Source organism: Sporosarcina sp. FSL W7-1349 (genome assembly GCF_038003045.1).
Taxonomy (GTDB): Bacteria; Bacillota; Bacilli; order Bacillales_A; family Planococcaceae; genus Sporosarcina.
This window is the reverse complement of the sequence record NZ_JBBOOK010000001.1, coordinates 1,959,828-1,982,739: the sequence shown is the minus strand read 5'-3', so window position 1 is coordinate 1,982,739 and position 22,912 is coordinate 1,959,828. Positions and strand designations below refer to the sequence as shown.

Here is a 22,912-nt window from a genome sequence, read left to right as displayed (position 1 = left end):
TGAAGTTTCTTTAAAATATTGTGAAGTAGGGTTGCATTATTAGAAATCACTAATAGATTTTTTGGGGGATTGGGAAGGGGCCCATAGGCAAGGGAAATATTTATGCTATATAAAGTTGAATTTATTATTTTACCTTCTAACTTAGTTGATTGGAGTGTAGAGCGGCTTTTGCGCCAAAAAGCAAAGCGTTTGGCGGTAGCCTTTATTTCTTTAAAACGTGAATTAGGAAATGGAGGATGCCTTAATTTCTGCAAAGTGCGCAGAAATACGGCAAATCGAACCCCGTTGTTCGATTGGCTGAAGCCGTGCCCGCGGAAAGTGACCGCTCGGAACGGAAATCAACGGTTAGAAGAAGTTATTTATTTCAATTTATATAAATGATCGTTTCACTAAAAATTGAGCACATACATGAACGTATGATCACTCCAATCTATATCCGGAAATTATCAGCGATTATTCCTTAAATGTTCGCCAACCGCAATAAGTGAAGCACGCCCTTAATCGAAGATATACCATCCAAGAAATTCATCAAGTGGTCAGAATCTAGAGAAATAATAAAAAAACTTTCAAATTGTGAAGAATTTCGTAACCTGCGATATATTGCATATGTAAGCGTTACCAGTCATAATCTTATATTCATAGTTGCCCAACTATTTAAAAAAACCCTGTTGACTACTGAACTTATCCGCGATATGATAGCAACAATCCAAATCAGTTCGTGACGTAGTTCACATAATTGATTGAATGCCAGAGACTCGAATTATGAGTGATTGATGAGGAGAGAGAGCAATTGAGAAGTGACATGATAAAAAAGGGTGTCGACCGGGCACCACATAGAAGTTTGCTCTATGCGACTGGCATAAAGACGAAAGATTTAGAAAAACCCTTTATCGGTGTTTGTAACTCTTATATCGATATTATTCCAGGACATAAGCATCTGAATAAATTTGCTGAAATTGTTAAAGAGGCCATTTGGGAAGCGGGCGGTGTCCCGTTCGAGTTCAACACAATCGGTGTGGACGACGGAATTGCCATGGGACATATCGGAATGCGATATTCCTTGCCAAGCCGGGAATTGATTGCCGACGCGGCTGAAACCGTCATTAACGCCCACTGGTTTGATGGCGTGTTCTACATACCGAACTGTGACAAGATCACACCGGGTATGCTCATGGCAGCAGTACGGACGAACGTTCCCTCCATCTTCGTATCAGGCGGACCGATGGAAGCGGGGGTTTCCTCTACAGGAGCCCAACTTTCACTGACTTCCGTGTTCGAAGGTGTCGGAGCTTATAAATCAGGCAAGATGACGGCTGAGGAATTGCTCGATATCGAGAACAATGCGTGTCCGACTTGCGGATCCTGCTCGGGTATGTTCACTGCAAATTCCATGAACTGCTTGATGGAAATGCTAGGTGTTGCATTACCAGGAAACGGCACGATTGTAGCCACATCCGATGAACGCCATAAGTTGATCAAAGAAGCTGCAAAACACTTGGTCCGCATGGTAAAAGAAGATGTGAAACCTCGTGACATCATCACAAAACAAGCGATTGACGACGCATTTGCTCTTGACATGGCAATGGGTGGATCGACAAATACCGTCCTCCATACATTGGCTATTGCTCACGAAGCGGAAATCGACTATCATGTTGAAGATATCAACACAGTTGCTGAGCGTGTGCCATACTTGGCGAAAATCATGCCGGCTTCCGATGTCTCGATGGACGATGTATTCCAAGCAGGTGGCGTTAGTGCCATCATCAATGAACTTACAAAAATCCCAGGTGCGATTCATCCGGAACGAATTACCGTTACAGGTAAGACGATCGGTGAAGACGTTCAAGATTACCATATTACAAATGATCAGGTAATTCGTACAAAAGACAATCCGCACAGTCCGGTTGGCGGTCTTTCCGTACTTTTCGGTAATATCGCTCCCGATGGCGGAGTTATTAAAGTTGGTGCGGTCGACCCGTCCATCAAGGAATTCCGTGGGAAAGCAATCGTGTTCGAATCTCAGGAAGCTGCACAGGAGAACATCGACAACGGTACGGTTCAGGAAGGCCATGTAGTCGTTATTCGCTACGAAGGCCCGAAAGGCGGACCGGGAATGCCTGAAATGCTGGCACCGACATCCGCTATCCAAGGTCGTGGGTTAGGGACGAAAGTGGCCCTCATCACAGACGGCCGATTCTCCGGCGCATCCCGAGGCATCTCGGTCGGGCATATTTCACCGGAAGCGGCAGAAGGCGGACCGATTGCATTGGTCCAAAACGATGACATCATTACTATCGACTTGACGAACCGTACAATCGAATTGGAAGTGTCGGACGAAGAGCTCGACAAACGCAGAGCTTCTCTACAACCGTTCACACCGAAGATCAAAAAAGGATATCTCGCCAGATACTCCGCGTTGGTAACATCTGCAAGTACAGGCGGAGTCATGAAAATCTAAAAAATTTAATATAGCTAAATCATTGATGAGGATAAAGTGGATGGGACTTTGTATTTCCAGAGAGCCGGTATAGGTGGAAGCCGGTATTACAACCATTTGCGACATCACCTCGGAGAGGGCTGTTGAGGTTTCGACGTGTAGGCAGCCCCGGGCGTGGACTTGGTTCCGTGCTCGTTATGACCGAATAGACCGTGTCTATTCATGAGGCAGCGATTTTGCTGCGAACAAGGGTGGTACCATGAAAAGCTTTTTCATCCCTATGTGAAGAACAGATTTCTTTGCGTGGGCTGAAAAAGCTTTTTTAATTCAAACAGTAGCATTGCCAAAATAAATAATATCCGGAACAAGGAGGAGTTCATCAATGAGTGCGAGTGCTCAAATGAAACAAGCTGAAATGGAAGAGGCCATGGAAATTGTACAGGAACAACCGAAACAGCAGTCAAATGAACCACTGGATGGATCCGCTGCTTTTATTCAGGCGTTAAAGGATCAAGGCGTCGAAATCATCTTTGGATACCCTGGAGGGGCCGTACTTCCGATTTATGATGCACTCTACAAAAATCCGATCAGCCACGTGTTGGCGCGTCACGAACAAGGTGCCATTCATGCGGCGGAAGGGTATGCACGGGTTTCCGGACGGCCGGGCGTTGTCCTTGCAACTTCCGGACCAGGGGCGACGAACCTGGTCACAGGCATTACGGATGCGATGATGGATTCCATTCCGCTCGTTGTCTTTACGGGGCAGGTTGCCAATACGCTTATCGGAACGGACGCTTTCCAAGAGGCGGATATTATCGGGATTACACAACCGATCACCAAACATAACTACCAAGTGAATGATGTTTCGGACCTTCCGCGCATCATCAAAGAGGCGTTCCATATCGCTTCTACCGGAAGACCAGGCCCAGTCGTTGTCGATATCCCGAAAAACATCGCAACGAACACATTCAAGCCAGCTCCGGATTGGAACGGCGAAGTGAATCTGCCGGGATATCAGCCAACGACTTCCCCGAATTATCTGCAAATACAGAAAGCGGCACAAGCGATTTCTGAAGCGAAGAAGCCGTTAATCTTGGCAGGAGCGGGCATCCTGCATGCACAAGGCATGGATGAATTGAAGGCATTCATTGAAAAGCATCATATCCCTGTGACGAATACGCTTCTCGGCCTAGGCAGCATCCGGGGAGATCATGAATTATTCCTTGGCATGGCGGGTATGCATGGAACGGTTACATCGAACATCGCCTTGAGTGAATGTGATGTTCTAGTCAATATCGGAGCGCGTTTCGATGATCGTCTGACCGGAAATCTGGATAGCTTCGCACCAAATGCGAGAGTGGTCCATATCGATATTGACCCGGCAGAGATCGGGAAAAACGTTCCAACGGAAATTCCGATTGTTGCGGATGCGAAAGAAGCTTTGAAAGCCCTGCTGGACCAATCCTTCCAATCGCCAGATACAGCCGATTGGCTCGAATACTTGAACGGGTTAACCGAACAATATCCGCTTTGGTATGTGGAAGATGAGAACGAATTGCTTCCGCAACAAGCGGTGGAAATCATCCATCGTATTACAGAGGGCGATGCCATCGTCACAACAGACGTCGGCCAGCATCAAATGTGGGCAGCGCAATATTATCCGCTGAACAATCCGGACCATTGGGTGACATCCGGTGGTCTAGGAACTATGGGATTCGGCTTCCCAGCCGCAATCGGAGCGCAGCTTGCCAAACCGGAAAAACGCGTTGTTTCCATCGTGGGTGACGCTGGTTTCCAAATGACGGCACAGGAACTGTCCCTCTTGCAAGAATTGCGGATCCCGGTGAAAGTCGTGATTTTGAATAACGGCGCACTCGGCATGGTACGTCAATGGCAAGAAACGTTTTACGAAGAGCGCTACTCTCAGTCTTTGATTCCGGTGCAGCCGGACTTCCTGAAATTGGCGGAAGCATATGACATCAAAGGGTACCGCATCACTTCATTGGAAGAAGCGGAGCAAGTCTTCAAAGAAGCACTTCTATCCGACGAACCGGTACTTATCGATTGCCGCGTAAAACAGATGGAAAACGTCTATCCAATGGTAGCTCCAGGCAAAGGGTTAAATGAAATGATCGGGGTGAGCAAGGGATGAAACGAGTCATTACGGTAACAGTCATCAATCAAAGCGGAGTGTTGAACCGGGTGACCGGGCTTCTCATGAAGCGGCAATTCAACATCGAAAGCATCACGGTCGGCCATACGGAACAACCGGGCATGTCCAAAATGACATTCATTGTACATGTGGAAGACGAGCGGAAAATCGAACAGCTCGTCAAACAGTTGCAAAAGCAAATCGACGTCATCAAGGTGAACGACATCACAGACAAAGCAATCGTTCTGCGGGAGCTTGCCCTCGTGAAAGTCATCTCGCCGCCTCATATGAGAAGTGAGATGAACAGCGTCATCGAGCCGTTCCGGGCTACAATCATCGACTCCGGGAAAAACGTCGTCACATACCAAGTGACCGGGACGACCGACAAAGTCGAGGCGTTCATTGAACTCCTGAAGCCTTATGGCATCAAGGAATTGACGCGTACCGGAGCTACAGCGTTCGTCCGCGAACAACAGAAAAATCAAAATCAGGCACCACAATTATCAATTTTAAAATAAAAAAAACAATCGAAATTACAGGAGGAAATGACAATGACTACAATGTACTATAACCAGGATATCAATGAAGGACTACTACAGGATAAAACAATCGCAATCATCGGCTACGGTTCACAAGGCCACGCACACGCACAAAACTTGAACGACTCCGGCTTCAACGTAATCGTCGGTGTTCGTGAAGGGAAATCCTTCGACCAAGCGAAACAAGACGGCTTGAAAGTGGCAACAGTGAAAGAAGCGGCGGAGCAAGCGGACTTGATCATGATCCTCCTTCCAGATGAAAGACAAAAGAAAGTATACGATGAAGAAATCGAACCTGCTTTGAAAGCTGGAAAATCACTCGTATTCGCACACGGCTTCAACGTACACTTCGGACAAATCAAACCACCTGCAGATGTGGACGTATTCCTAGTCGCTCCAAAAGGGCCTGGACACCTTGTACGCAGAACGTTTGAAGCAGGCGCAGGCGTTCCAGCATTGTTCGCAATCTACCAAGACGTTTCCGGCCAAGCGAAAGACGTAGCACTTGCGTATGCAAAAGGAATCGGTTCCGCTCGCGGTGGAGTTCTTGAAACGACATTCGAAGAAGAAACTGTTACGGACCTATTCGGTGAGCAAGCGGTACTTTGCGGCGGGTTGACTTCCCTTGTCAAAGCTGGATTCGAAACACTCGTCGAAGCTGGATACCAACCAGAACTTGCTTATTTTGAAACATTGCACGAAGTAAAACTAATCGTTGACTTGATGTATGAAGGCGGTATGGCAGGAATGCGCTACTCCGTTTCAGACACAGCTGAATGGGGCGACTTCGTATCCGGTCCACGCGTAGTCGATGCGGACACGAAAGCACGCATGAAAGATATCCTAACTGATATCCAATCCGGTAAATTTGCAAAAGAATGGATCGAAGAAAACGAAAACGGCCGTCCAAAATTCAATGCAATTGAAGCAGCGGAAGCAGAGCACCAAATCGAGAAAGTGGGTCAAAAACTACGTTCTATGATGCCGTTCATCAGTGAAGGTGCAAAATCCAAAGAGGAAGAAGTGGTGGCTAGTGCGAAAAATTGACATCTTTGACACAACGTTACGAGATGGAGAACAATCTGCCGGTATTAATCTGAATACGGCGGAGAAGTTGGAAATCGCACGCCAACTTGAAAGATTCGGGGCGACTATTATCGAAGCAGGGTTTCCTGCTTCGTCCCCCGGTGATTTCGAAGCAGTGCAGCGGATTGCCAATACGGTGAAAAACTCAACAGTGACAGGTCTGGCACGTGCGATGAAGCATGATATCGATCGATCGTGGGAAGCACTTCGCGGTGCCGAACAGCCCCATCTCCATGTCTTCCTTGCCACCTCGCCAATCCATATGGAATATAAACTGCAAAAAACACCGGACCAAGTCGTGGAAGCGGCTGTGGAAGCAGTGAAATATGCACGTCAATTCTTCCCGCTCGTTCAATGGTCTGCGGAAGACGGATTCCGTTCAGATCGGGAATTCCTCGTTCGAATCATTAATGAAGTGATCAAAGCAGGAGCAACGACAATCAATATTCCGGATACTGTCGGTTATGCGACGCCGCAAGAATACGGTGACTTGTTCCGCTATTTGAAAGAGAACGTAACAGGTGTCGAAAAAGTGAAGCTATCTGCACATTGCCATGATGATCTTGGAATGGCGGTTGCCAACTCGATTGCAGCAATCCAGAACGGTGCCGATCAAGTCGAAGGGACGATCAACGGAATTGGGGAACGTGCAGGAAATGCAGCGCTAGAGGAAATTGCGGTGGCTCTTCATATCCGCAAAGACTTTTACAACTTGGAAACTGGCATCAACTTGAAAGAAATCAAACGTACGAGCCAGCTCGTAAGCCAATTGACAGGGGTCGTCATCCAGCCGAATAAAGCGGTTGTCGGGAAAAACGCGTTTGCACATGAATCGGGCATCCACCAGGATGGTTATTTGAAAAATCGTGAAACGTATGAAATCATTACGCCAGAACTTATTGGTGAAACGACTGCGCCACTTGCACTTGGCAAACACTCGGGCCGCCACGCATTCAAGGATCGCGCCATCTCGATGGGCTTTGATTTAAGTGATGAAAAGCTGAATGAAGCATTCGTGGAATTCAAGAAATTAGCGGACCGAAAGAAAGAAATTACGGAAGATGATTTGTACGTACTCTTCACAGAACGTCAAATCAACCACTCGGATATGCCGATTTACAAATTGGAGAACGTCCAAGTGCAATACGGTACTGCGAATGTACCGACTGCCACTGTGACAGCGGTCGTCCCGAGCGGAGTGACTGAAACGGTTGCCTCGACAGGTTCCGGTTCAGTGGAAGCAATTTTCAATACGCTGGAAAAATTGGTCAATGGGAAGGTCCATATTCTGGATTATCGAGTCACTTCCATCGGAAAAGGCCGCGACGCACTCGGTGATGCGGTCATCAATTTAAGCTTCAACGGGGAAACATTCACAGGCCGCGACGTCGCACAAGACGTATTGCAAGCATCCGCCAAGGCGTATTTGAACGCCATCAATAGAAAACTGATCAAAGATAGAGTTCTTGCAGTCGAAACTGTTTGAAGAACGGGCCATTTTTTTAATAAAACCTGATATATTGCATACTGTCTATTGCATAATGGTGCTTCAATGCAGAAGCACGAATCGTACGTGACGAATCGCAAAGGGATTTTATAAAAATTAGGGGATTTTATAAAAACAAGGAGGAGAAGTATTATGGAGAAAAAGATCGCCGTATTACCAGGTGACGGAATCGGTCCGGAAGTTACAGAGGCAGCAGTAAAAGTGTTGGAGGTCATCGGCAGACGCTTCGGTCATACGTTCACATTTGAACATGGTGCAATCGGTGGGGAGGCGGTGGATCGTTTTCAAAACCCGCTGCCTGAAGAAACAGTAGCCGTTTGTGAAGCAAGTGATGCGATCCTTCTCGGTGCAGTCGGAGGCCCACAATGGGAGCAAAACCCGGCAGAATTGCGTCCGGAAAGAGGATTGCTAGCCATCCGTAAACGTTTCGACCTGTTTGCCAACCTTCGTCCTGTCAACGCCGTTCCATCTTTGCTCCATGCTTCTCCTTTGAAAGAAGAAGTGGCAAAAGATGTCGATATGCTCATCGTTCGTGAATTGACAAGCGGGATCTACTTCGGCGAACCGAGCCGCTATACCGAAAAATCAGGAATCGATACATTGCTATATACGCGTGAAGAAATCGAGCGGATTGTCGAAAAGGCGTTTGAACTAGCGAGATTGCGCCGCGGGAAAGTCGCTTCCGTCGATAAGGCGAATGTGTTGGCCACAAGTAAACTATGGCGTGAAGTTGTGGATGAAAAGAAAAAGAATTATCCAGATATCGAAGTGGAGCATATGCTCGTCGATTCTACGGCAATGAAATTGATTACGAACCCGGCGGCATTCGACGTCATCTTGACAGAGAACATGTTCGGCGACATTTTAAGTGATGAAGCGTCCGTCATTACAGGTTCCCTAGGCGTATTGCCATCCGCGAGTGTCCGGAGCGACGGTTTCGGATTGTATGAGCCGGTTCACGGAACAGCGCCTGAAATTGCAGGTCAAGGATTGGCGAATCCGGCAGCAGCAATCCTATCTGCCGCGATGATGCTGAAATATTCATTCGGCATGGAAACGGAAGCAGCCGCTATTGAGAAAGCGGTCAATACTGTATTCGAAGATGGACACTTCACAGCAGATCTTGCAACGGATGGCACGCGAGCTCTTTCCACAGCGGACTGGACAGCGAAAGTCGTTGATGAACTGGATTTGCAATTCGTTTCAAATAGCATCATGTATTCATACGTGTGAAAGGAGAAGAGACATATGGCAAAGAACATTATCGAAAAAATATGGAATCAGCATGTCGTGTACGAAGAAGAAGGGAAGCCAGACTTGCTCTACATCGACCTTCATCTTATACATGAAGTGACTTCTCCCCAGGCGTTTGAAGGATTGAGGCTGGCAAATCGTAAGGTCCGCCGACCGGATCTAAGCTTCGCAACGATGGACCATAATGTTCCGACACGTAATCGGGATGAAATCAAGGATCCGATTGCACGGAATCAAATCAATACCCTTCAAAAGAACTGCGATGAGTTCGGCATTCCGCTTGCGAATATGGACCACCCCGACCAAGGGATCGTCCATATCATCGGACCAGAACTTGGCTTGACACAACCTGGAAAAACAATTGTCTGCGGGGATAGTCACACATCCACGCACGGGGCTTTCGGAGCGATTGCATTCGGAATCGGGACGAGTGAAGTGGAACACGTCCTGTCGACGCAAACGCTTTGGCAAAACAAACCGAAAACGATGGAAATCCGCATTAACGGGAAACTCGGTTTCGGCGTAACAGCAAAAGACGTTATCTTGGCGATCATCGCAAAATTCGGCATCGATATGGGAACCGGCCACATCGTGGAATATACGGGAGAAGCAATCCGCGGCTTGACGATGGAAGAACGGATGACCATCTGTAATATGTCCATCGAGGCGGGTGCGAAGGCCGGTTTAATTAGCCCGGATGAAACGACGATCAATTACTTAAAAGGACGCCGTTATGTGCCGGAAGGCGAAGCATTCGAAGAAGCGGCAGCGAAATGGTTGGCCCTTGCGACAGATGAAGGAGCGACCTATGATCGTGTCGTGGAAATCGATGCGGATGAAATTGAACCTTTCGTCACATGGGGCACGAACCCATCAATGGGATCGGGCATCTCGACCCGCGTTCCATTCGCCTCCGATTTCGAAGAGCAATCCGATAAAGACGCATTGCGGAAAGCGTTGGAGTATATGGGGCTGGAAGAAGGAATGCCACTGACGGATATCAAAGTGCAGCATGTCTTCATCGGTTCTTGTACGAATGCCCGCCTAAGCGATTTGCGTGCAGCGGCGAACGTCATTCAAGGGAAGCAAGTCGATCCATCCGTGACAGCGATTGTCGTTCCCGGATCCCATGCCGTGAAAAGGAAGGCGGAAGAAGAAGGACTCGACAAAGTCTTCTTGGATGCCGGCTTTGAATGGCGCGAATCGGGCTGCAGCATGTGTCTTGCGATGAACGATGATGTCGTACCAGCCGGTGAGCGTTGTGCGTCCACGTCCAACCGAAACTTCGAAGGACGACAAGGGGCCGGTTCACGCACACACTTGATGAGCCCAGCTATGGCAGCAGCATCCGCAATTGCAGGCCGCTTCGTCGATGTCAGGGAAATGCAATCCGTTGAGGCGTAATGAGGGGAGGAAGTTTAGATGAAACCGATCAATGAAGTAGTGAGTGTTATTACACCACTGGACCATAAAAATGTCGATACCGACCAGATCATTTCGAAAGAGTTCCTGAAGCGCATCGAACGCACAGGATTCGGACAATATTTATTCTACCACTGGCGTTTCAATGCAGATGGATCGGTACGGGAAGATTTCGTATTGAACGATGAACGATTCAAAGAATCAAAAATCCTCGTCGCCCACGACAATTTTGGCTGTGGCTCCTCTCGGGAACACGCACCATGGGCCATCTTGGACTATGGTTTCCAAGTTGTCATCGCGCCAAGCTTCGCAGACATTTTCCATAATAACTGCATGAAGAACGGCATTCTGCCGATTAAGTTGAGCGTCGCTGAAGTCGAAGAATTACTAGCGAATAGCCAAAAAGAATCATACACAGTCGAAGTGAATCTCGAACAGCAAACTGTAAAGGGCCAAGACGGCAAAACGTATTCATTCGACATCGATCCATATTACAAGCAAATGCTGTTAAACGGTTGGGACGAAATTTCATTGACCTTCCAATACGAAGAGCATATTGCCAATTACGAAAAACAACATGCCTGAGTGCATGGGACCGCCTTACTAGCCGGAAAACCGGTTGGTGAGGCGGTTTTTTATTGGAGGTGTTCCGGACGTGTGATAGTTTGGTTAACGTTGAGGGTATACGAGTTCCCCTAGGGAATGTATCAGTTTTGCGTTGGGGCCGCGGAATGCGGAACAACGAAAATACCAATTAGTGTGAGCCTTGCAGCTCGCACTTTTTTTTGTTAGGATGAAACATATTCTGGAACAAAGGAGGGGACCTCATCATGAAAAGGTCGATCATCTTCGCAACATTGTTAGGGTCAGCTCTTTTACTGGGAGCCTGTGGAGACAAAGAAACGAAAGAAGAGCCCGCAGCGGAAACGGAAACAGAGGAAACGGAAAACACCATGGCCGAACAAGGGGCTGTCGATAAATCAGACACGACCAAGTCAGACGATGAATTGAAAGAGGAGTTCGGCAAGGAAGACGGCGTGTCCAGTGTCAGCATCATCGTCACAGAGGATGCGGGTGGTTTTGTCCTAGTCGATTTTACCGTCGGGGATGACATGAAGGAAGAACAGGCTCAGAAATTGGCCGATCAGTTTGCTGAGAAAATCCAAGAAAAATATAAAGAGTACAAGATTGATGTACAAGCCCGTAAGAACGACGAAACGCTTGCTCAAAAAACAATAGAGTAATTGAAACCCCTTCCTATTTTCAGGGAGGGGTTTGTCTTGATTTCATCGCTTTAGGGGGTGAAGTTTTTATTTCCCGGGAAGCCTATGTCAAATACCCGCTGAATCGCTCCGGACACAATTCCAAATATGGAATCAATTACGCTGAGGCAATTGCTTTGGAAAATATGTTATCATAAATATAAAATAGAATTTAGGAAAAGGGGGAATAGTAGCAGTGATCACGAAAAGAAAACCGGGCAACTTGCTCAGAGCGGGCGGTCTTTCTATCGCTCTGGCGTTATTCGGTTTTGGGACAGGGGCGGCTAGCGCCAACCCGATTGATCCGAGTTTTTCTGACGTACATAATGAGTTCTGGGCGAAGGACGAAGTGACCCAGCTGGTTGATCTGAAAATCATCAATGGCTATCCGGACAAGCAGTTCCGGCCAAGTTTGGAAGTGACGCGTGGACAGGCCGCGAACTTGATGACAAATGCGCTCGGCTTGCCAGAAGCTCCTTATCAACCGATCTTCAAGGATGTCAGTTCGAAATCGTCTCATTTGAAAGGCGCTATGGCTACATATGGAGCAGGGATTTTCCTGGGAAAGGAAGACGGGACGTTCGGCGTCGGTGATTATTTGACACGTGAACAGATGGCAACCGTCATCGTCCGTGCATTTGATTTGGAAGACACAGGTGAAGACATCACGTTCAAGGATGATCATCGGATTAGCGAATCCCATAAAGAGGGAGTCAAGGTGCTTGCGCAACATGGCATTACGACAGGGAAGGAAGACGGGACATTCGATCCGAAAACACCCGTCAATCGGGCCACTTATGTCGTATTCCTTCATCGGGCGATGGTACAAAAAGGATTGATTGAAGAAAAGCCGGCGACGGTTTTCAAATCAGCCGATGTCTTGGGAGATTATAAAACGGTTCGGCACGAACAGCAGTTTACGGAAGTGCCATTGTCTTCATCAAGCAAGACATATTTACGCTCGAACTATTATTTGCAATTGACCAGTGAGAAAAAAGTGCCGCATCCGCATGCGACCGATATCGTTTATACATATGCGGTAGGCGGACATGCGCCGGCAAAGGTCAAGTTGACGAAACGAGAATTACCGAATGGCGACTATTTTTTATTCACCGAGCTGCGTAATCCACAGCGGTTGCCGTTAACGATCGACTTGATTCAGACGGAGGGCGGTTTGCAGAAAACGGTGCTTCATAAATACAGCCAGCACCAGATTAAAAAAGATGTTGATGATACGTTCGGCTTTGATTTGACGACGTATCCGACTGGTATCTTGGAGAAAATCGGGACGGATGGAAAAACGGAGCAACGGATGATCGGTAAAGCCTATCGATCCCAAGAGTTAACACAGTCCTATCCGAACGGGGCGGCGAGCCATACGAGAGAGCTTCATGAGGAAACGGAAGCGTTCAGTGGCGTCAAACTTGGCGATACCCAGCTATCGGTCTACCGCCTGCAATCCCGTGGGCAGGACATCGTTGACCAGTGGTTCCTTTCTTCCGAAGACCGGTTATTTGCAGAACGGAAGAACATGGATTCCTGGATGTGGGAATCGGCTACTTACTATAAAAAGCGGAATAAATGGTATACAGCTGAAGGGCCTTTCAATAAAATGGCCACCACAATCGAACCGATGCCGAAATCGGGCAGAGGGTACGGCCGAAATCTTCTTCTCGTGAAAGAGGATCGGGTGATGCTGTTGTACAATCAAACGAAGGAACGCTATTTTGAGGATTTGCTATACAATTCATTCACGAACTTGGATATTTTCCGCGGCAAGTCGACGTATTGGGAAACGGAAGTGACGAGTACCTATTTGAAAAATCTGTATGGATTCACGGCTCCTTTCGTCGATACGCGTTTCAACGAGCAGATTGCGCTGTTCCTATATAATGGAGGGAAAGCGTTTGGCCATTCGGATTACAATGTCGGTTTGAAAAATTATGCCGATCTTCTCGTTTCGCAAAAAGGAAAAGGCAATATTATTTCCGTCGACAAGGATTCGTATTACATCTCGGATTATTTCCCGACGAAGCAAAAGATCAGGACCCACACATCGATGAACCATTTGCTGGGGGGGATGAATATCCTGTTACTCGCCTACGAGGAATTTGGCGATCCGGTCTATTTACAGACCGCGACGAGCATCCAATCCGCAATCGTGAAAGATGAAAAGAAATGGATACGCCCGGACGGGGATATCTGGTATAAGGTAGATCCAGACCATACGTTTGTCGGGCGCGATTACACGCATTTGACATTGGAGGATCTGATCCATTCATATGAAAAGTGGGCTGCTATCGACGAATCCAAATTGCCGGTCTTCGAGCGGATGATCCGTTCCAAGGCGAAATACTTGGATAGCAATGAAAAAGGCTACACGACGAAAATCAAAGCCGGTCTCGAACGCATTGGCATGCCGGAACTGCTTCCGGCGGGCGTCGAGCACACGGACGCACTATAATAGGGAAGAAACGTCCTCTCTCCGGAAATTTCGGTGGAGGACGTTTTTACGGTGTGCCCGGCATGGGCTATAACTTGGTGGTGAAAGTCCACTACAGGCTTGGCAGTAGGAACTGTTAGCTTAAGGCAAGGGTGTCCACCGTGAGGTGGAATCTGAAGGAAGCCGGCGGCAAAATCCCGAACCGACGGACAGAAACTGCATATGAGGCTGAATTGGAACGGACGAGTTTGCCGTACAAAACAAAGTCCAATACTGCCCGAGTTCCATACAGTAAATGCAGCGGTTACATGGGAGGAAGGTTATAGCTCTTACCCGGGGAGGTCTTACAGGGGTTCCCGACAAGAGGGATGGAATATCCCACAGGAACAAACCGGTCAGTGATGGCAGGTTGAACTGTAAGAAGTCAGCAGAAGCCATAGTAGTCCATAAGGACGAAGGGCTGAACAATAATAATCCTGAAATGAAATGGAGGTAAAGACAGTGCAAAGACCACAGAAAACATCGGCAGATGGCTGGCCGCAAAGGGATAGGTTGGAAACCGAAGAATATGCGGGAGCGTGCAGTCCTGTCTTTACAGAAATGGAGCGACAGGATGGTATCGATTTGATTGATAAAGTAGTCGACATCAACAACCTCTTTAACGCTTGTAAGAAAGTGAAGGCAAATAAAGGGGCGCCGGGTGTCGATGAAATGACAGTAGATGAACTTTTAGGTCATGTAGCCAAATACCGAACCCAACTTATTAGAAAGCTGAAAGACGGTTCGTACGAACCACTGCCAGTAAAACGTGTTGAAATTCCAAAGTTAGATGGGTCAATGCGAAAACTCGGCATACCGTGTGTACGGGATCGAATGGTTCAACAAGCCATCTATCAGGTGATTGGTAAAATCATTGACCCTCATTTTTCGGAGAGGAGCTATGGTTTTCGTCCAAAACGGAATCAGCATCAAGCCATTAAGCAATCCATCACATATTATGAACAAGGTTATAGAGTGGTAGTCGATTGTGATTTAAAAAGCTACTTCGACACCATTAATCATCAGAAGCTGATGGAATATCTAAAAGAGTTCATAAACGACAAGATTGTCCTAAAGTTGATATGGAAGTTTCTAAAGAGTGGCATCCTTGAAGATGGACTTATCAGTCCAACAGAAGAAGGTGCTCCGCAAGGTGGCGTACTCTCCCCGATTCTTAGCAATGTCTATTTGAATCAATTAGATAGGGAACTTGAAAGACGGGGGCATAAATTCGTACGATTTGCGGATGATTTCTGCATATACGTGAAAAGCAGGCGAGCAGGGGAACGTGTTTTGGAAAGCATTACAAAGTTCCTTGAACATGATTTGAAGCTGACAGTGAACCAAGAAAAGAGCAAGGTGGGTTCTCCGGTCAAACTCAAGTTCCTCGGTTTCTGCCTCCATTCCACATCTAAAGGTGTGGGTTGTAGACCACATCACTCCGCAAAAAGTCGATTCAAATCAAAATTAAAGAAAATCACCAAACGGAATCGCCCGGGCCGCTTTGACGAGATTGCCAAAGAAATCAACCAAGTGACAATAGGTTGGATAAACTACTATGGAATTGGCTTTATGAAAAGTTTTATCAAATCCATGGCACAATGGCTGAACCATCGGTTACGTCAACTGATATGGAAACGTTGGAAGAAGATATGGACAAAATACCGTCAGTTACGAAGGCTGGGAATTTTACATGAAGAAGCTTGGAAAGTATCAAATTCCCGAAAGGGATATTGGAGAGTCTCCAAAAGCGAAACTCTACATAAAGCAATCAAAGCAGAAACGCTCACCAAGTGGGGTCTGAAAGACCTGAATCACTTGTATGAGCGTCGATACTTAAGTTATTGAACCGCCGTATACGGAACCGTACGTACGGTGGTGTGAGAGGTCGGGAGCTAATCACTCCCTCCTACTCGATTTTTCTTAGGATTGCTGGGCTAATTGTTGGGGATAGCTAGTGGTGGAGGGAAGTTCTCGACACTTGGGGGAAAGTATCAGCAGTTGTCGCGAGTTATCGGCGCTTGTGAGGAAGTATCAGCAGTTCCCGCGAGTTATCGGCACTTGAGGAGAAGTATCAGCGGTGACGGGAAGTTATCAGCGTTTGAGAGGAAATATCAGCAGTTCTCGCGATTTATCAGCGCTTGTGAGGAGGTATCAGCGGTGTCGGGAAGTTATCAGCTTTTGAGAGGAAATATCAGCGGTTCCCGCGATTTATCAGCGCTTAGAGGGAAGTATCAGCATTTCTCGCGATTTATTAGCGCTTGTGAGGAAGTATCAGCAGTTCCCGCGAGTTCTCAGCGCTTGTGAGGAAGTATCAGCAGTTGCCGCGAGTTATCGGCACTTGAGAGGAAATATCAGCAATTCTCGCAAGTTATCAGCACTTGGGAGAAAGTATCAGCGGCTTCCGCGAGTTATCAGCATTTGAAAGGAAGTATCAGCAATTCTCACAAATTATCAGCGCTTGTACAGAACTCTCATCAGCAGTCCCAAGTCATCATCAAGACCGCAAAGTGTAAAATCCCACCCATGCCCTGGCAGGACCAAGGCATGGATGGGATTTTTAAGTTAATACGTAATCTTCTGGACGAGGTCAGAGCGGATCCAGCCGTAGTCTGAGGCGGGCGGGTTGATGTCCGCTAACACTTTGTACCAAGTATAACCGTCGCTGCCTGTCGTTTCGTCCACGATGACGAGTGGATAGCCGAATGCGGCGTTGTAGCCGGGGTCTTTCGGCTTGTACGTGAATAATTTATTCGTGTTCGTGACGTCCGGGCTTGTCCGGACGTTGACGCCCGTCGTACCGGTATATGAAATGACGGCAAGTTTTGCTTGGTTCATATCCCGTTTGCCGAGGAATGAATCGATACGCCACATATGGCCCGCGATTTTACTTCCCCAGTTTGGATCGGACGCATATTTCACATTGAATCCGACCGCTTTATTACCCGGCACAGCCCCATTGGCATGAGTCCCGGCAGGGTTTGCATAATTAAGATTCATATAGCGATTGATGAACGCATCGACGCTGTATGTTGGGTGGATATACATTTCACCCATATCCGGCGAGGAATCAAAGACTTTGATGCCGAAAATATTGTTTTTCGTTTGGGCATTGGCACTCATTCCGTAATCGCTTTCGTGGATGGCCGCTGCCAAGATAAACATCGCATTGACACGGTGCTGTTCTTCCATCAACTTCAAATAATCGCCAAGCCCGATCAGCTTGGACTTCAATGTGGCGTCCTTATAACGGGCAATTCCCGTTTTCTCCCGGTCCTTCAGGATTTCCTGAATATACTGCTCCAGTTCCACCCCGCTATAGGAAGTCGGTTGGCGGACCGATTGGAATTGGAAATATGGGTAATAGGTGATGACGTTATTTGATCCGACTTCCGAAAAATGGACGCCATCCAAACTCGTATACCGTTTTCCGTTTCGCATCGTGTTTGCAGCAGGGCCAACTGTGTAAACGCTCCGCGTCTTCTTTAGGTTATCGTACGTCTGATGGACGAGGAGGCCACCCTCGACTTCATAATAATCATAGCCGGTGACGAGCTCCGTCGGAACGAGATCCACCTCATTCTGTTTCGCATAGAATGTGGAGCCTGCCACTTCCACGATGACGTGGTCGGCGCTGCTGCCGATGTATTTCATTTCCCGGCCTTTTTGAATATAGGTCACTTCATTTCGAAAATTGGAATTATCATAAAGGGACGTCAATTGCTTCGGATTTTCCGAGCCGAAAGCCCTCCCCGCTTTCATTTTGATAATTTTATTGTTCTTTTGGATGGCCCGGACGGACGAGGAAGCATTGTACACTGCCAATGCTTCCTCGTATGTTCGGTAAAGGGCCGTCGTCGGGATGACTTGTCCGTTGGAAATCGTGCTCACTTTATACACTTCTGGATCGACATCCGGAACGGTCGGAGTGCCTGGTGTGCTTGGCTCGGATGGCTTCAGCACTTCCGCTGCAGCAAACAACCGGAAAAGGAATGCAGCCGCATGGGCGATTGTCGCATTATCCTGCGGGTTAAAATAAACTCCGTCTTTCCGGTGATCCCCCCGAATGATATTCAAGTTCACTGCCGCAGAGACGGCATCCACAAAGTTCGGTGAAATTTTTTTCGAATCTTTGAAAGTAAACTTCGTTGCATTTGCAGGAAGCTGCATATGGCGCATCGCCTTGTACATCATCCCTGCCATTTGTTGACGGGTAATTTTTTCATTTGGCCGGAAGGTGCCATCCGGATAACCGGATAAGATGCCGGCGCCTGCCGCGTTCTGGATTTCCACCGTCAAACTGGAGTTTTTCGGCATGTCCTTGAACGTATACTTGGTTGAAACAGGCAGATCCAAGGCTCGGGCGATATACGAAGCAAATTCACCTCGCGTCACCGCTTTGTTCGGACGGTAGTTGCCTTTGCTGTCCGCACGGATGACGTCCTTTGCTATCCAATATTCCAATTCACTTTGCATCTGGTGTCCTTTGATATCGCTCGCTTCCACTTGTGCTTGGAAGAGCGGAGACAAGAACAGCATGGTGATCAAAGTGAATGTCACTAGTTTTTTCACCTGTTAACCTCCTTCTGGTAATCTACTTACATAGTACCAGAGTGGGAGCGATTTCATAAGGTGCTATATTCTCATTTGCTTTCACAATGAACTTCAAAACACAATTGATTCTAAAATTGGAACGAAAGAGGACGCCAGAGCGTCCAATAAGATGTTATAATGGGTGAGGAATTGTTCCACCATATTAGAAGCGAGTAGTCGTAGAAAGGGAAATTTCGTTCATGTCTACCTTACAAGAAAAATTGCGTGATACAAATACATTGTTTTTCATTGCAGCAATCGTGGTTGTCCTTCTGGCGATAGCGTTGCCGGCTAAAATTGCACTTGTCATCACGTCGCTGTTCTTCATGTTTTATGCTTTTGTGAAACCGCAGCAAAGCTTATTGTTCTTAGTTGTCTACGTCAGCATCCGGCCGTTCCTGCTGGAGATGAATTCTGGGTTGAAGCTGATCGGGGACCTGATCACGTTCATCGCATTCATCCGACTGGTCCTTTCCAGCGGGCGGGATTGGAAAACGCTTTTTACATTCAAATGGTTCGAGTGGGCGTTTTTCGCTTTCCTTATTCTCGGATCAGTGAGCGGTATTTTGCAAGATGTGCTGCCGGGTTCCGTTCTGTTCCAAATCCGAACGTTCCTCATCATGTACATGCTGTACTATATTGTTTCGCGCATGCTCTTGCCGGACAGTTGGTACCGGCGATTTGCCTGGGTCGTCGTCTGGACAGGCCTGATCTCTTCGGTCCATGGACTGGTCGAGAAGCTGTCGATGCGTCAGCTGTTCTTGCCGGAAGCGTGGAAATATAAAACATTATCCGCGACGAACTTCGTCAGGATCTACGGGTTGCCGGGGAATCCGAACTCGCTTGCGTTGTTGCTGTTCTTCGGAATCATTGCGATATTCTACTTGCAGGCAATCTATAAATCAGAGAAATACAAATGGTTTTTGAATATCAATCTCGTCCTGTTTCTCGGTATTTTAGTGCTTACTTATTCTAGAGGGACATGGATCTCGGCCTTTGTCTTCGGAGCAGTTTTCATTTTATCCACGAGAAACTGGCCAATGTTAAAGAAGCTGGTCATCACGGGGATTGCCTCCATCATTCTTGTGTATTATCCGGTCAACTTGGGAGTTCAGCTCGTTCAGTCGCTTGGTGTGAAGGCACCGACTACCGGTCCTGGGGGCATCGGGGAACGGTTTGGCGAAACGTTTAATGAAAAGAATCTAGCGCTCATGACTGAAAGCGGACGGTTCTTCTATATTAAAAAAGGTTTTGAAATCTTCAAGGATGAGCCGATTACGGGAACCGGTTTCGGTTCATTCGGCGGTTCGGCTACGCTATCCTATGGTTCGCCGATCTATAGCCACTATGGCATTCGTTCGGATATTTACGGCGGAAAATATTTTTATTCCGACAATCAATACATCCAAGTCATCACGGAAACCGGGGTCATCGGCGTCGTGCTGTTTGCCGCATTCCTGCTCGGAATGTTGGCGATGTTCTGGAAAGAGCGGAAGACCGTGTTCGGGAAATTCATGATCGCCTTCTGGCTTGCGACCGGATTTTCCGGATTCTACTATAATATATGGGAATTGAAATTGTACACGATGTTTTACTTCCTCCTCTTTGGCGCTTTCGCCTCGCAGGCGGGTCTTTATAGGAAGCTGTATGAACCAAAAGAATGAAAGAGCCGTCCATGGGAATGAATTTTCCTTGGACGGCTTTTTCCTTCCAATGGCGGATGGCAATGTTGAACCTCTTTTGTTAAGCTGTAGTTTGATAGGAAAGGAAGGTGCACAGTTATCACTACTACAGCAGTTTCATTGAAGAAAAGTCTAGGGAAAAAAATAGCCACGGCCACGATTGCTGCCTCACTTCTGTTTTCATTGCCAACAGGGGCTTCGGCCAAACAGCAATCGACGAAAAGTTATCCGGTATCCTCCGGCGTGACCTATTCGCAATATACATATTCGGGTTCCAGTTATATGAATCATATTACAGTAGATTTAAGTGATACATATACGAAATTGGGTATTGGATTGCCTTCGCCGATTGCCAAACGGGCAACAACGACCGCACTCGCGAACCGGGATTCAAAGGACGGCCATCGTGTAGTCGGCGCGATCAACGCTTCGTTTTTCGATATGACGAGCGGGCTGCCGATGTACTTGATTTCCCAAGGGAATGAAATCATCAACGGCGGCGTCATTTCCAAGTCTTCGAATTATTATGTGAGCCAGCCGATTGCGTTTGGTGTCACAAAAGATGGACTTGCGGAAATCGATCACTACAATTTTAATGTCCATTTGAATTACAGAGGGACAAACTATCAATTGACGGGGCTGAACCGTCAACGGCAAGACGATGAGATGATCATCTTTACGCCGCAATACATCGATAAATACACCAACTCCAACCAATACGGAATGGAAGTGGTTATCGATACGGGGCAACCAATCACGTCTACCCATTACGGGCAGCAAGTGACTGGGAAAGTAGTCAAAGTGCGGGATTACGGTTCGAAAGAGAAAGTGGAAATCCCGAAAACAGGATTTGTCCTCTCGGTCCACGGCAAAGTCGGTCTTGATCGGTACAAAAGCATGCAGATTGGCGAGGAAGTCACTCTCTCCTTATCAATTGACGACAAATGGAAAGATTCCCAGTTCATGTTGGCAAGCGGCCCGATGCTGTTGAAGGACGGCAAGCCGAACATTACGATGAACACATCCAATTCACGGGCAACCGCGCGGACAGCCCGCACGGCCGTTGCCATCAGCAAGGATAAGAAGAAAGTTCATCTCGTGACAGTAGATAGCCGAAGCGGCTACAGCAACGGCATGTCGCTGACGCAATTTGCGAACTACTTGGCGGCGCAAGGGTATGACCGCGCATTGAATTTCGATGGGGGTGGATCGACCGCGATGGGCGTGCGGAACCATGGAAGCAATACAGTCTTCCTGGCGAACCGGACTTCCAATTCGGCAGAGCGGCAAGTTTCCGCAATCATTGAAGCGATCAGCACGGCACCTGTGAGTGATCCGGCCATTATCAGCGCCAACCGATCTCAAATCGGGGAGATGCTCGTCGGATCCAAAGCGTCCGTGAAAGTGAACCATGTACTTGATGCGTATTACAACCCGTTGAAAGTGGATACGAATCAAGTCGTTATCCAATCTGAAAAAGGGAATGTAACAGGATCCGGACTTAGCTATACGGCGACTAAAGCGGGAGCTGACCGTCTATTGGTCCGTTACGGAAATGCGGAGCAATCGTTCCCAATCACAGTTGTCGACGCTCCGGCTCGTCTGACAGTGTCACCGACATCATCCAGTGTAGCACCTGGGGCAACAGTTGCATTCAAAGCAACAGCGACTGATGCACAAGGAAAGCCTGTCATTTATTCACCAGAACAGTTGAAATGGAGTGTCACCGGTGATATCGGAACCATTTCACAGACCGGTAGTTTCAAAGCTGCCTCGAAACCAGGCAAAGGCCAAGTGAACGTGACGCTCGGTACGAAAACAACAAGCATCCCAGTTACAATCAAAGACGGTACACCTGCATTCAAGGATATTCCTGCGGATTATGCGTACTATACGGAAATCCGTCATCTGAAGGACCTTGGTTATATCAAGGGGGATGTGGATGGGAAATTCAATCCAGGCAATACATTGTCTCGTGAGCATGCGGCGGTCATCCTGAGCCGGGTCTTCAATCTGGACACATCGAAGGCAGGGGCCCAAAAGTTCAAAGACGTCCCGGCCTCGCATCGCTATTTCAATGAAATCAACGCGATTGCTGGTGCGAATTTAGTAGGTGGGAAAGGGGACGGCACCTTTGATCCGGCCGGAAAACTGACCCGTGCCCAAATGGCGGCTATCCTTGTTAAGGCGTATAAGCTGCAAGGCGAGTCCGCGAAGAAATTCAAAGATGTCCCATCAAAACACTGGGCGTACAAGCAAATTCATATTCTAGCAAACCATAACATCACAACAGGAAATGAAAAAGGCAACTTCGAACCGGACAAGCCGGTCAACCGTGCTCAATTCAGCGCCTTCCTGTATCGTGCGATGGATAAATAATAGGATGTAAAGGAGGACTGCTGGAGACGGCGGTCCTCCTGTTCTTTTGAGATGCCTACTTTTCGGGCATTGGTCAGAGAGCATCCGCCTGGAGCGGAAACCCGTTAGGCTATGGTA

At 47.6% G+C, this 22,912-nt stretch carries 15 protein-coding genes; 14 read left to right on the top strand and 1 reads right to left on the bottom strand.

The annotated features are described in order from the left end of the window. Window positions 1–102: 102 nt before the first annotated feature. The 12 genes from MKY41_RS09765 (at window position 103) to ltrA (ending at window position 15,989) form a co-directional block, all read left to right on the top strand. Window positions 103–381, top strand: a complete 279-nt coding sequence (locus MKY41_RS09765; RefSeq protein WP_340744823.1) for a hypothetical protein — start codon at window positions 103–105, stop codon at window positions 379–381. A 409-nt stretch (window positions 382–790) separates the two neighbouring features. Next, window positions 791–2,458: a dihydroxy-acid dehydratase gene (gene ilvD, locus MKY41_RS09760; RefSeq protein WP_340744822.1), complete on the top strand. Its 1,668-nt coding sequence runs from the start codon at window positions 791–793 to the stop codon at window positions 2,456–2,458. A 406-nt stretch (window positions 2,459–2,864) separates the two neighbouring features. Next, entirely contained in the window at window positions 2,865–4,589 is a 1,725-nt protein-coding gene (gene ilvB, locus MKY41_RS09755; protein WP_445683331.1) for an acetolactate synthase large subunit, read from the top strand. After that, entirely contained in the window at window positions 4,586–5,107 is a 522-nt protein-coding gene (ilvN, locus tag MKY41_RS09750; protein ID WP_340744821.1) for an acetolactate synthase small subunit, read from the top strand. The genes ilvB and ilvN overlap by 4 nt, the downstream gene beginning before the upstream one ends. 33 nt (window positions 5,108–5,140) lie before the next feature. Further along, the gene (gene ilvC, locus MKY41_RS09745) at window positions 5,141–6,175 is read left to right on the top strand and encodes a ketol-acid reductoisomerase (protein WP_340744820.1); all 1,035 of its coding nucleotides are present in this window, start codon (window positions 5,141–5,143) and stop codon (window positions 6,173–6,175) included. Beyond that, entirely contained in the window at window positions 6,162–7,700 is a 1,539-nt protein-coding gene (locus tag MKY41_RS09740) for a 2-isopropylmalate synthase (RefSeq protein ID WP_340744819.1), read from the top strand. The genes ilvC and MKY41_RS09740 overlap by 14 nt, the downstream gene beginning before the upstream one ends. Before the next feature lie 153 nt (window positions 7,701–7,853). Then, complete coding sequence (gene leuB / locus MKY41_RS09735) at window positions 7,854–8,954, top strand: 3-isopropylmalate dehydrogenase (protein ID WP_340744818.1); 1,101 nt, start codon at window positions 7,854–7,856, stop codon at window positions 8,952–8,954. 15 nt (window positions 8,955–8,969) lie between these two features. Then, the gene (gene leuC / locus MKY41_RS09730; RefSeq protein ID WP_340744817.1) at window positions 8,970–10,379 is read left to right on the top strand and encodes a 3-isopropylmalate dehydratase large subunit; all 1,410 of its coding nucleotides are present in this window, start codon (window positions 8,970–8,972) and stop codon (window positions 10,377–10,379) included. A gap of 18 nt (window positions 10,380–10,397) precedes the next feature. Then, window positions 10,398–10,982, top strand: a complete 585-nt coding sequence (leuD, locus tag MKY41_RS09725) for a 3-isopropylmalate dehydratase small subunit (RefSeq protein WP_340744816.1) — start codon at window positions 10,398–10,400, stop codon at window positions 10,980–10,982. A gap of 245 nt (window positions 10,983–11,227) precedes the next feature. After that, on the top strand, window positions 11,228–11,641 hold the full coding sequence (locus MKY41_RS09720) for a hypothetical protein (RefSeq protein ID WP_340744815.1): 414 nt from the start codon (window positions 11,228–11,230) through the stop codon (window positions 11,639–11,641). A 214-nt stretch (window positions 11,642–11,855) separates the two neighbouring features. Further along, window positions 11,856–14,123 (top strand): S-layer homology domain-containing protein, encoded by a 2,268-nt coding sequence (locus MKY41_RS09715; RefSeq protein WP_340744814.1) that lies wholly within the window; start codon window positions 11,856–11,858, stop codon window positions 14,121–14,123. Window positions 14,124–14,702: 579 nt separating this feature from the next. Next, entirely contained in the window at window positions 14,703–15,989 is a 1,287-nt protein-coding gene (gene ltrA, locus MKY41_RS09710) for a group II intron reverse transcriptase/maturase (protein ID WP_340745601.1), read from the top strand. Between the two features lie 717 nt (window positions 15,990–16,706). On the opposite strand, the gene MKY41_RS09705 is transcribed toward ltrA, so the two are convergent. Beyond that, on the bottom strand, window positions 16,707–18,713 hold the full coding sequence (locus MKY41_RS09705; protein ID WP_340744813.1) for an S-layer homology domain-containing protein: 2,007 nt from the start codon (window positions 18,711–18,713) through the stop codon (window positions 16,707–16,709). A 221-nt stretch (window positions 18,714–18,934) separates the two neighbouring features. Here MKY41_RS09705 and MKY41_RS09700 point away from each other — a divergent pair, with 221 nt between their 5' ends. Both MKY41_RS09700 and MKY41_RS09695 read left to right on the top strand, forming a co-directional pair. Continuing rightward, window positions 18,935–20,398, top strand: a complete 1,464-nt coding sequence (locus MKY41_RS09700; RefSeq protein ID WP_340744812.1) for an O-antigen ligase family protein — start codon at window positions 18,935–18,937, stop codon at window positions 20,396–20,398. A 138-nt stretch (window positions 20,399–20,536) separates the two neighbouring features. Continuing rightward, window positions 20,537–22,795, top strand: a complete 2,259-nt coding sequence (locus MKY41_RS09695; protein ID WP_340744811.1) for an S-layer homology domain-containing protein — start codon at window positions 20,537–20,539, stop codon at window positions 22,793–22,795. The last annotated feature ends 117 nt before the right edge of the window (window positions 22,796–22,912 follow it).

What these genes read in the sequence shown, in the direction of transcription:
- MKY41_RS09765 (WP_340744823.1), top strand. Translation starts at nt 103, where the DNA reads ATGCTATATAAAGTTGAATTTATTATTTTACCTTCTAACTTAGTTGAT.
- ilvC (WP_340744820.1), top strand. Translation starts at nt 5,141, where the DNA reads ATGACTACAATGTACTATAACCAGGATATCAATGAAGGACTACTACAG.
- ltrA (WP_340745601.1), top strand. Translation starts at nt 14,703, where the DNA reads ATGGAGCGACAGGATGGTATCGATTTGATTGATAAAGTAGTCGACATC.
- ilvB (WP_445683331.1), top strand. Translation starts at nt 2,865, where the DNA reads ATGGAAATTGTACAGGAACAACCGAAACAGCAGTCAAATGAACCACTG.
- MKY41_RS09700 (WP_340744812.1), top strand. Translation starts at nt 18,935, where the DNA reads ATGTCTACCTTACAAGAAAAATTGCGTGATACAAATACATTGTTTTTC.
- leuC (WP_340744817.1), top strand. Translation starts at nt 8,970, where the DNA reads ATGGCAAAGAACATTATCGAAAAAATATGGAATCAGCATGTCGTGTAC.
- leuB (WP_340744818.1), top strand. Translation starts at nt 7,854, where the DNA reads ATGGAGAAAAAGATCGCCGTATTACCAGGTGACGGAATCGGTCCGGAA.
- ilvN (WP_340744821.1), top strand. Translation starts at nt 4,586, where the DNA reads ATGAAACGAGTCATTACGGTAACAGTCATCAATCAAAGCGGAGTGTTG.
- leuD (WP_340744816.1), top strand. Translation starts at nt 10,398, where the DNA reads ATGAAACCGATCAATGAAGTAGTGAGTGTTATTACACCACTGGACCAT.
- MKY41_RS09720 (WP_340744815.1), top strand. Translation starts at nt 11,228, where the DNA reads ATGAAAAGGTCGATCATCTTCGCAACATTGTTAGGGTCAGCTCTTTTA.